Annotated in this window: 10 protein-coding genes and 1 pseudogene; 10 read left to right on the top strand and 1 reads right to left on the bottom strand. The window is 41.0% G+C overall.

Annotation, left to right across the window (positions count from 1 at the left end; genetic code table 11):
* Positions 1-224, top strand: a pseudogene (locus QZ106_RS09215) (NAD-dependent deacylase); the annotation flags it as partial.
* Between the two features lie 51 nt (positions 225-275).
* Here the strand turns inward: QZ106_RS09215 and rhuM are convergent.
* Complete coding sequence (gene rhuM, locus QZ106_RS09210; RefSeq protein WP_295976547.1) at positions 276-1,271, bottom strand: virulence protein RhuM/Fic/DOC family protein; 996 nt, start codon at positions 1,269-1,271, stop codon at positions 276-278.
* Between the two features lie 228 nt (positions 1,272-1,499).
* Here rhuM and QZ106_RS09205 point away from each other — a divergent pair, with 228 nt between their 5' ends.
* The 9 genes from QZ106_RS09205 (at position 1,500) to QZ106_RS09165 (ending at position 10,320) form a co-directional block, all read left to right on the top strand.
* On the top strand, positions 1,500-1,700 hold the full coding sequence (locus tag QZ106_RS09205; protein ID WP_295976551.1) for a DNA translocase FtsK: 201 nt from the start codon (positions 1,500-1,502) through the stop codon (positions 1,698-1,700).
* Positions 1,697-2,530 carry a Sir2 family NAD-dependent protein deacetylase gene (locus QZ106_RS09200; protein WP_295976546.1) on the top strand — a complete coding sequence of 278 codons (834 nt, stop codon included), beginning with the start codon at positions 1,697-1,699 and terminating at the stop codon, positions 2,528-2,530. The genes QZ106_RS09205 and QZ106_RS09200 overlap by 4 nt, the downstream gene beginning before the upstream one ends.
* A 10-nt stretch (positions 2,531-2,540) precedes the next feature.
* A complete protein-coding gene (locus tag QZ106_RS09195; protein WP_295976545.1) occupies positions 2,541-3,293 on the top strand; it encodes a protein phosphatase 2C domain-containing protein in 753 nt (250 codons plus the stop codon).
* Positions 3,294-3,311: 18 nt separating this feature from the next.
* Entirely contained in the window at positions 3,312-4,553 is a 1,242-nt protein-coding gene (locus QZ106_RS09190) for a PD-(D/E)XK nuclease family protein (protein ID WP_295976544.1), read from the top strand.
* Between the two features lie 63 nt (positions 4,554-4,616).
* Positions 4,617-6,668, top strand: coding sequence for an ATP-binding protein (locus QZ106_RS09185; RefSeq protein ID WP_295976543.1), 2,052 nt, complete (start codon positions 4,617-4,619; stop codon positions 6,666-6,668).
* Positions 6,669-6,876: 208 nt separating this feature from the next.
* Positions 6,877-7,920 (top strand): endolytic transglycosylase MltG, encoded by a 1,044-nt coding sequence (mltG, locus tag QZ106_RS09180; RefSeq protein WP_295976542.1) that lies wholly within the window; start codon positions 6,877-6,879, stop codon positions 7,918-7,920.
* Position 7,921: 1 nt separating this feature from the next.
* Entirely contained in the window at positions 7,922-8,554 is a 633-nt protein-coding gene (gene tmk / locus QZ106_RS09175; RefSeq protein ID WP_295976541.1) for a dTMP kinase, read from the top strand.
* Positions 8,551-9,534, top strand: coding sequence for a DNA polymerase III subunit delta' (locus QZ106_RS09170; RefSeq protein WP_295976540.1), 984 nt, complete (start codon positions 8,551-8,553; stop codon positions 9,532-9,534). Before tmk ends, QZ106_RS09170 begins: the two co-directional genes overlap by 4 nt.
* 3 nt (positions 9,535-9,537) lie before the next feature.
* On the top strand, positions 9,538-10,320 hold the full coding sequence (locus QZ106_RS09165; protein WP_295976539.1) for a TatD family hydrolase: 783 nt from the start codon (positions 9,538-9,540) through the stop codon (positions 10,318-10,320).
* Positions 10,321-10,337 lie beyond the last annotated feature (17 nt).

The following is a 10,337-nucleotide window of genomic DNA, read 5'->3' as shown; positions in this document are numbered from 1 at the left end:
TTGTAGAACAAGCGGATGTGGTATTAGTGATTGGCACCTCTTTGCAAGTGTATCCGGCCAATGGCTTAGTCAATGAAGCCCCACGCAATACGCCGATTTACTTAATCGATCCGAATCCCAATACCGGCTTTGTACGCAAGCAAGTGATTGCAGTAAAAGAAAAGGCAGGGGAGGGAGTACCAAAGGTAGTGGCAGAGTTATTAGAAAAAACGAAAAACACTTAGAAAAGCGACCGTACTTTTCACGTAAATAGCGACTTCGGTCGCTATTTATCGTTATTCCCCTTGCTTAAGCATATGCATAATAAGCCTAATGAGCGTTTCTTTTTGTTTCGGATCAGATTCGGCAACTAATAACGTGAGTGCAGCAAGCCCGGTATCATTGATAACCGGATAGCCATTATGATCAAACAAACGCCCATTTCGATGCAAGAAATCCACAAACAAAAACGCTCCGCTACGTTTATTACCGTCTGAAAAAGGATGGTTTTTGACGACAAAATACAGTAAATGCGCGGCTTTTGCTTCAATGCTTGGGTAGGCAGGTTCACCAAACACACTTTGATCTAAATTGCCTAAAATAGCAGATAAGCCATCATCTCGTTCGCGTCCAAACAGATCACTTGCTTCACCTTTTGCCATAAGCTGTGCTTTTAACTCGGCCAGTGCAGAACAGGCTTCGGAATACGTGGGCAACATACCGCCTTGCTGGGTTTTCGGTTCGGCAAGCAAACCTTCATCATATTGTTGTAGCCATAAAAATGTATGCGTATAACGGCTGACAATATCCACTAATCCACGACCGCTTTCTAGTGTTAATGCTGAGGAATTTGCCGTTTTTTGAATAAGTGCAAGCGCTTGTTCCAGTTCATGTGCGTTTTGCTTTAAACGCTGTTGGTTAATCGCATAGCCTTGAGTAAGATACTCGTTTAAACGAGCGGTTGCCCAAATTCTAAATTTAGTCCCTAAAATAGAATTGACTCTATAACCCACAGATATAATCACATCAAGATTATAGTATTCGATTATTCGATTAATCTGTCTTTTGCCTTCAATTTGAACAGTTGCATTTTTTGCAACAGTTGATTTTCTATCTAACTCTCCATCACTATAAATATTTCGTAAATGGCGTGAAATAACAGATTTATCGCGCCCAAATAAATCAGCCATCTGTTGTAAATTCAGCCAAACCGTATCCTTTTCAAATCTGACTTCCACTTGTGTCGTGCCATCTTGCGCTTGGTAAATTTCAATCGGGTTTTGGTTATTCATATTCTTCCTTTGAAATAATAAGATACATGTATATATAAACAGGTAAAGGAATGTATTGCAATACTGTATAAGCTTAATTTTTGAAAAATCTTCTCAAAAGAATTGTGCGTTAAATTTCCTAGCGACACGAATTGTCGCTTTCTTCTATATCATTTTTTATAAAAGAGAGATTTTTTATTTTTTACAATTCTCTTAATCCTTTTGTCATCGCAACACAGGAGAAAAATGATGCCTATGAAAGTGACTTTTAATCGAGATCCGCTTTTTGAAGATATAAAAAAATTTGTGCAACAACAAAAAATTGCGTCTTGCTCAATGATTCAACGGCGATTTAGGTTAGGTTTTAATCGAGCGGGGAAAATTTTAGAGCAATTAGAAGAAGCCGGTGTTATTTCAACAATGAAAAATGGGCAGAGAAAAGTACTATGAAAAATGATTTGAACTATGCCGTGGAGCTTATCCGTAAAGCGGATGGCATTTTGATTACTGCCGGTGCGGGTATGAGTGTGGATTCAGGTTTACCGGATTTTAGAAGTAGTGGAGGATTTTGGAACGCTTATCCGGCATTTCGTGAACATAACTTGAATTTTCAGGATATTGCGACACCGATGTCCTTTGAAACGCACACGGAGCTGATCTATTGGTTTTACGGACACCGTCTAGTGCAATATCGTAACACTACGCCACATGAAGGTTACCAAATTTTAAAACGCTGGGCAGCGGAAAAACCGCACGGTTATTTTGTGTTTACCAGCAACGTGGATGGCCATTTTCAAAAAGCCGGATTTGAAGACAAACGGGTTTATGAAGTGCACGGCACGCTAGAACGTATGCAATGTGTTCATGATTGCCATCATCAAAGTTGGACGGCGAAGGATTTTCAACCGGAAGTGGATAATGTTAACTTGCGCTTAACGAGCCCTTATCCACGCTGTCCTTTTTGTGGTGGTTTAGCGAGACAAAATGTCTTAATGTTTGACGACTGGTTTTACAATAGCAATTATCAAGATTTGAAACGAACCTCCTTGGATCAATGGATTAAAGACGTGCCGAATTTAGTGGTGATTGAATTTGGCGCAGGCAAAGCGATTCCAACAGTACGATATTTTTCCGAACGCACGGCAAAAGCCAAGAAAGCCGGTTTTATTCGCATTAATCCGCAAGACGGTGGCGTATCAAAACATCATTTTTTAGGGCTGGATATGACCGCACTTGAGGCCTTAAAAGCAATAGATGTTTTATTGAATCAATCAACATAAGGAAATCAATATGCAAAATGTTTGCCAAATCACCTTTTGTCAGCAAATTGGAAAAAATAAAAAGCATAATCAAGATGCGTTATTTAATGGTGAAACGGTTTTTCAGTTTAAATTAAAAACAGCAGAAAAACGCTTTGAAAATCGACCGCACTTTATCATTGGGATTGCTGATGGTATTTCTAATAGCAATCACGCGGAAAAAGCCAGTAAGTGTGTCATGTCGGCGTTGCAAAAGATTCAAACATTAAGTCGAAACACCATTCCTTATTTGCAAGATAAATTATCGGAACAGTTGGCAGACACCTATTTTGGTTCGGCAACCACATTCGTCGCCGCGGAAATTGATCAAGTCAATCAAAAAGCCAAAATAGTCAGCGTGGGCGACAGCAGAGCTTACATTATTGATGAAGCAGGAAAATGGCGACAAATTACAAAAGATCATTCTATTTTGTCCGAATTGTTAGAATTGTCACCTCATCAAAAAGAAGAAGACTTTGCCACGATTTATGGCGGCGTTTCTTCTTGTTTAGTCGCGGATTATTCCGAATTTCAAGATAAAATCTTTTATCAGGAAATTGAAATTAAACAGGGTGAAAGCCTATTACTCTGTTCTGACGGTTTGACCGACGGGCTTTCAGATGAAATGCGCGAAAAAATTTGGCAGAAATATGCCGATGATAAAGATCGCCTCACGGTTTGCCGCAAGATGATTGAGAAGCAATCGTTTTCGGATGATTTGTCGGTTATAATCTGTGCGTTTTAATTAACCTAAGGAGCCGCTATGGCAAATAATATCAATCAAATTGTTGATTCTTTAATTTCTATCAATCAAGTGATAGAAAATTTTAGATTACAACGAGAAAAAACAGAACTATACGATTCGAATCGTTTTAATCCGTTTCAGTTTATGCGAACGGATGAGATGGGGTTATCAAAAATTCTTGCCTTTTTGCTAGATCCTAAAGAAACTCATGGGCAAGGGGATTTGTTTTTAAATAGTTTTCTGAAGTATATTGAAAAACATAACTTCCTAGCATACGACAATATTCAGGTGTGTGTTGAAAAAGCTACAAGTAAAAATCGTCGTCATGATATTTTTATTGAGGGCTTTTTAAATCATAGACGTCATTGGATCGTTTCAATTGAAAATAAGTTGAGATTTGCCACTGACCAAGAAGAACAGTTAAAAGATTATCGAGATGATTTGGAGGGATATAGAGAAGTTGAATATTGTCTAATTTATCTTCCTGTTTTTAAGGAACCTCCTTCTGAAAACTCCATTCTAAAAAATGAATGGGAAGCTCTGATTAGCGCAAAAAAAGCGATATTACTGTCAGCTAAGGATTTGCTTGATTGGCTAGATAACACATTAATCATAGCACCGGCTGTTAAACAATTTAGTCAGGATTTTAAAAGATTTTTGAGTGAGGAACTTATGGGAAATACTGAAATTAATGATGATTTAGTTAACTATTTAATGAAAAATGAAAATAATGATGCATTATATTCTGCCTTGAGTGTTATCGATTCCAAAGAACAGCTATATGAAAATTTAATAGAGAGGTTAGTTGAACAATTACAAGAACGTTTTGCTCATGATTATAAAAAGTTAAAGAATTACGGCTGGAAATGTAATTTTTATGGAGAAGTAACAGGTAAAGATTGTGGAATTTACTTTGATGCTGAAGATATTTACTGGGGGGTTGGTGCTGAATTTGGTGGCTATAATCTTAGTGAAGGGCATTATGGGGTATATTGTCATAAGGATAAATATCCAAAACTATATGATTTACTGAATGAAATTTTTGATGATCTAGATATTAAAGCTCGCTTTAATAAACATAAACTTTGGGTGATGCGAAAGTATTTTGATGGAAGTCTAAGAAATTGGGATGCGGAAATTCTGAGAAAAATTCCTAATGGAGAATTAGCTGAACAAATTTTTGAGTTATGGAAACCTTTATTAGATATCATTACAGATAATCTAGATAAAATAACAAAACTGGATATCAAAAAATCCTAACGACATCTTTTGTCGCACCACTCACTAAAATACTCCTTACCAACCCAGTAAGGAGTATTTTTTATGTCCGAATATAAATTAAATCCACCAACAGTGTCTTCTTATACTGAAAATATGATGCTCAAAATTTTATTTGAGCATAAAGGTTTTTCCGAAGTGTTTCGGGAGACTAGCTGGCGAAGCGATGAAATCGCCAGTGCGTTTGGGCTGCCTGAAGAATTAGAGAATGATAAAAATTTACGCACGGTTGCTCGTCGGCTTTTAAAAGAGCGGTATAAAACACTTCAAAAATCCACCGCACTTTTACCGGAGTTATGGAAACAGGCGTATGAAAATTTGGCAACGTTGGCAGAATTTTTGCAGCTGAATCCCGTTGAACAGGAACTTCTCCGCTTTGCCATGCATTTACGCAGTGAAGGAGCTATGCGAGATTTGTTTGAGTACTTGCCGAAATCGGATTTACAAAGAACGGCGGCGATCATGGCGGATTTACTTAAACAGCCGAAAAATCAGATTCTATCTGCCTTAAAGAAAGGCAGTAAACTCGATGCTTATGGTCTGATTGATCGCGATTATCGCCCAGATAGTGTGCATGATTATTTAGATTGGGGCGAAACCTTAGATTTTGATGAATTTGTGACACAACCATTAAACGAAAATGCCCTATTAAAATCTTGTACGGAAGTCGTTCAAGTGCCAAGTCTGCAACTGGATGATTTTGCCCATATTGCCGGCATGAAAGAGATGATGTTGACCTATTTACAACAAGCATTAAAACATCATCAGAAAGGCGTAAATCTTTTAATTTATGGCGTGCCCGGCACTGGTAAAACTGAATTTGCCGGGTTGCTTGCACAGGCATTAGGGATTTCAGCGTATAACATTACTTATATGGATTCTGACGGAGATGTTGTGAAGGCAGAGCAACGCCTGAACTACAGTCGCCTAGCTCAAACGCTATTGAATAGTAAGCAGGCGCTTTTAATTTTTGATGAAATTGAAGATGTGTTTAACGGCTCGTTTATGGAGCGTTCTGTTGCACAAAAAAATAAAGCCTGGACAAATCAGTTGTTGGAAAACAATAACGTGCCGATGATTTGGTTATCCAATTCGGTACACAGCATAGATGCGGCTTTTTTACGTCGCTTTGATTTTGTGTTTGAAATGCCAGATTTGTCGTTAAAAAATAAATCGGCGTTAATTTCGCAGCTGGCAGGCGGTAAATTAACGGTGGAATATGTGCAGCATTTTGCCAAAGTGCGGTCGCTTTCGCCGGCGATTTTAACGCGTGTGTTCAATGTGGCAAATGCGGTTGATAACGGCAAAAAAGCCTTTTCTGAGATTTTGCTTACGCTATTTAATGAAGCCTTACAGGCACAAGGTAAAAAGAAAATTGAGCCGTTGGTAGAAAATAAACTGAGTTATCAGCTTGATTGGGTTTCTTGCGATGAGAATATTCACAAAATCAGCGAAGGATTAATGCGAACTAAGAAAGGCAGAATCTGCTGTTATGGCCCACCGGGTACGGGGAAAACCGCTTGGGCTGGTTGGCTTGCCGAGCAGTTAGATATGCCGTTGTTGCTGTGCAAAGGGTCTGATTTACTCGATCCTTATATCGGCGGAACAGAACAAAAAATTGCGGAAGCCTTTGAATCTGCGAAGCGTGATAATTGTCTGTTGGTGCTGGACGAAGTGGATACGTTCTTATTTTCACGCGACGGTGCAGAACGCAGTTGGGAACGTTCTCAAGTCAATGAGATGTTGACACAAATTGAGCGTTTTGAAGGTTTAATGGTCGTTTCAACGAATTTGATGAATGTGCTGGATCCGGCAGCATTACGGCGTTTTGATTTAAAGCTAAAATTTGATTATTTAACGCCACAACAGCGTTTGGATTTTGCTAAACAACAAGCAGAAAAATTGAATTTGGGCGCATGGGCTGAAACCCATTCAAAACGTCTCCTTGAGTTGAACTTACTCACGCCGGGCGATTTTGCCGCCGTTGCCAGACGACACAATTTTTCCCCCTTTGAGAATCTAGAAGATTGGTTAGAAGCCTTGTGTAGCGAATGTCGTGTGAAGCCTGAGTTTTCTCGTAAAAAGGCCGGTTTTTAATCGTTGTTACGTTTTCAGACAAAGCGTGAGATGTCTTACGCCCCACCGGAAGATATTAAAGTGGTGATTGAGCGACAGTCTTAAAAAAACACGGCGAAAAACATCGTGAAAAACCACCGCACTTTCTTGCGCTAAAAACGGTAAAACAACAGGGCTGAAAAAGGAAAGCTTGTGGTATAATCCGCAAAATTTCTCATTTTCTTAATTTATGAAAAAAATCGTTTTATTTCTCTTTTTATGCTTCATTCTACTTGCCGGCGCCGGCTTTTGGGGATATCAACAACTACAACAGTTTGTACAGCAGCCTGTCAATGTACAAAAGGAGCAACTCCTTACCGTAGAACGTGGCACAACCGGTAATAAATTAGTCACGTTGTTAGAGCAAGAAGGTATTTTGGACAGTGCCGCATTATTGCCTTGGGCCTTAAAATTGCACCCGGAATTGAGCAAAGTGAAAGCGGGCACTTATTTGTTGGATGATGTGAAAACCGTAGAAGATTTGCTGAAATTACTCAATTCAGGCAAAGAAGCGCAATTTAACGTGCAATTTATTGAGGGCAACACCTTTAAAAATTGGCGAAAACACCTCGAAAACGCACCGCACTTAAAGCAGACCTTAAAAGATAAATCCGAACAAGAGATTTTCCAGTTATTGGCACTGCCAAAAGTCTCAAAAGCCATTGATGAATGGATGAAAATCGACGGTTGGTTGTATCCGGACACTTATAATTACACGCCGAATTCTACCGACTTAGAACTGTTGCAGCGTGCTGCAGAACGTATGAAAAAAGCCTTGGACAAAGCCTGGAATGAGCGCGATAAGGACTTACCGTTAGAAAATCCTTACGAGATGTTGATTCTCGCGTCTATCGTAGAAAAAGAAACCGGCATCGCCGCAGAGCGTCCCCAAATTGCCTCGGTGTTTATTAATCGTTTGAAAGCCAAAATGAAGCTTCAAACCGATCCGACAGTAATTTACGGCATGGGCGAGGATTACAACGGCAATATTCGTAAAAAAGATCTCGAAACGCCGACTCCTTATAACACCTATGTGATTGACGGTTTACCGCCAACGCCGATTGCTATGCCAAGCGAAGAGGCATTACAAGCCGCGGCGCATCCTGCGCAAACGGAATTTTATTATTTCGTTGCCGACAGCACGGGCGGTCACAAATTCAGTCGGAACTTGAATGAACACAATAAAGCGGTGCAGGAATATTTACGCTGGTACCGCCAACAAAACGGGAAATAATATGGCAGGCAAATTTATCGTTATTGAAGGCTTGGAAGGTGCGGGCAAAAGTACCGCCCATCAATGTGTCGTGGATACCTTAAAGGACTTAGGCATTAAGGATGTTGTTTTTACCCGTGAACCCGGTGGCACACCCTTAGCAGAAAAATTACGTCACCTCATTAAACATGAAACAGAGGAACCGGTCACAGACAAAGCCGAATTGTTGATGTTATATGCCGCCCGAATTCAATTAGTGGACAATGTCATTAAGCCTGCCCTCGCCCAAGGCAAATGGGTGGTGGGTGATCGCCATGATATGTCGTCACAAGCCTACCAAGGCGGTGGCCGCCAGTTGGGAGAGGCTTTTTTAACGCATTTAAAACAAATCGTATTGGGCGATTTTGAGCCGGATTTGACACTGTATTTGGACATCGATCCTGCTGTTGGTTTGGCGCGAGCTCGTGGACGCGGCGAACTGGATCGCATTGAACAACAAGATCTGGATTTTTTCCACCGCACTCGTGCCCGTTATTTAGCGTTAGTCAAAGACAATCCAAAAGCTGTAATAATCAATGCCGAACAATCCATTGAGCAAGTGCAGGCAGACATTAAAAGTGCGGTCAAAAATTGGTGGGTTTCGTTATCAAAATGATCGCGTTATTTCCTTGGTTGGTGCCGACCTATCACACAATCACACAGGCGTTTGATGAGGCTTTAGGGCATCACGCCCTGCTGATTCGCGCCGATGACGGCCTCGGTGCCGAACAACTTTGTTCTGCGTTGGCAAAACGTCTGATGTGCTTAACGCCCAACGGGGCGGACGCTTGTGGCGAATGCCATGCCTGCCATTTAATGCAAGCCAACAGCCATCCGGATTTCCAGCTCATCTCGCCTATTGAGAACAAAGACATCGGCGTGGATCAAATTCGTGCCATGAACGAACAAGCGACGCAGCATGCGCAGCAAAACGGCAATAAAGTCATTTATATCGAACAGGCACATCGTCTGACGGAAGCCGCTGCCAACGCCATTTTAAAAACACTGGAAGAGCCTCGTCCAAATACCTATTTCATTTTGCAGTGCGATATGCAAAAGGCGTTGTTGCCAACCATTTACAGTCGCTGCCAAGTGTGGAACCTCTTACCACCGGACACAGACACAGCATTACCGTGGTTGCAATCACAAACGTCCGCCGAAATATCCGATATATTGACCGCACTTCGGGTGAATTATGCTCGACCACTGCTCGCACTTGCCATGTTAGAGCAAAATTTACTGGCGCAACGACGGGAATTTTTACGCCAATTTTGGCTATTCTATCGCCGTTGTTCGCCTTTGGAATTACTGCCGTTTTTTACTAAAGAACTTGTCTTGCAGCAGCTGGATTGGTTGTCAGCCTTTTTGAGTGATAGTTTAAAAAATAAACTGCATATTCACGAAGACTGGATTTGTCAGGATATTGAACAGGGCGTCATTCAATTTAGCCAAGGACTGTCCGCCCCGGCATTGTTAAAAGCGACACAAATTGTTGGCAAAGTACGGTCGGATTTATCGGCAAATTCGGCGTTGAATTTAGAATTGATTTTACTCGACGGGCTGACCCGTTTAATTACTGAAGTATTTGAAGGATAAAATATGTTTATTGTGGATTCTCATTGCCATTTGGATGCCTTGGATTACGAAACATTACATCAAAATATTGCTGATGTCGTGGCAAAGGCAAAAGCACGCGAGGTGAAACATTTATTGGCAATTGGTGTAACCTTGAGCCGTTTTGAAAAAGTGTATCCGGAATTGGCAAAATTCGATAACGTCTCTTTAGCCTGTGGCGTACACCCGCTGGATTTTGAAGAAGAACCTTATGATGCCGCGCGCTTATTACGCTTGGCGCAAGATCCGAAAGTCATCGCCATCGGCGAAATCGGCTTAGATTATTATTACAGTGCAGAAAACAAAGCTGCCCAACAAGCCGTGTTTGCCAGCCAAATTGACGTGGCCAACCGGCTCAATAAACCGGTCATCATTCACACACGCCAGGCGCGTGAAGACACGATTCGCCTGTTGCGCGACAATCAGGCGGAAAAGTGCGGTGGCGTTTTGCATTGTTTTACCGAAAACTATGAGATGGCAAAACAAGCGTTAGACTTGGGTTTTTACATTTCCATTTCAGGGATTATCACCTTTAAAAATGCGGAAGATCTTCGGGAGGTGGTGCGCAAACTGCCGCTGGATCGTCTGTTGGTGGAAACCGATTCGCCTTACTTGGCACCGGTGCCTTATCGCGGTAAGCAAAATCAACCGGCATACACTCGTGAAGTGTGTGAATATGTGGCAGCATTGAAAGGCGTTTCAGTCGAGGAAATGGCGCAAATCACCACACAAAACTTCGAGCGTTTATTTAAAATTCAGGTACAATAATTAACCAATCTCATTTC

The organism is uncultured Aggregatibacter sp., from assembly GCF_901873365.1.
Classification (GTDB): Bacteria; Pseudomonadota; Gammaproteobacteria; order Enterobacterales; family Pasteurellaceae; genus Aggregatibacter.
The sequence above is the reverse complement of the archived record's forward strand: the minus strand, read 5'-3'. Positions and strand labels throughout refer to the sequence as shown.

Excerpts from the sequence above, each read along its gene's own strand:
- tmk (WP_295976541.1), top strand. The coding sequence starts at position 7,922 with ATGGCAGGCAAATTTATCGTTATTGAAGGCTTGGAAGGTGCGGGCAAA.
- QZ106_RS09190 (WP_295976544.1), top strand. The coding sequence starts at position 3,312 with ATGGCAAATAATATCAATCAAATTGTTGATTCTTTAATTTCTATCAAT.
- QZ106_RS09165 (WP_295976539.1), top strand. The coding sequence starts at position 9,538 with ATGTTTATTGTGGATTCTCATTGCCATTTGGATGCCTTGGATTACGAA.
- rhuM (WP_295976547.1), bottom strand. The coding sequence starts at position 1,271 with ATGAATAACCAAAACCCGATTGAAATTTACCAAGCGCAAGATGGCACG.
- QZ106_RS09185 (WP_295976543.1), top strand. The coding sequence starts at position 4,617 with ATGTCCGAATATAAATTAAATCCACCAACAGTGTCTTCTTATACTGAA.
- QZ106_RS09205 (WP_295976551.1), top strand. The coding sequence starts at position 1,500 with ATGCCTATGAAAGTGACTTTTAATCGAGATCCGCTTTTTGAAGATATA.
- QZ106_RS09195 (WP_295976545.1), top strand. The coding sequence starts at position 2,541 with ATGCAAAATGTTTGCCAAATCACCTTTTGTCAGCAAATTGGAAAAAAT.
- QZ106_RS09170 (WP_295976540.1), top strand. The coding sequence starts at position 8,551 with ATGATCGCGTTATTTCCTTGGTTGGTGCCGACCTATCACACAATCACA.
- mltG (WP_295976542.1), top strand. The coding sequence starts at position 6,877 with ATGAAAAAAATCGTTTTATTTCTCTTTTTATGCTTCATTCTACTTGCC.
- QZ106_RS09200 (WP_295976546.1), top strand. The coding sequence starts at position 1,697 with ATGAAAAATGATTTGAACTATGCCGTGGAGCTTATCCGTAAAGCGGAT.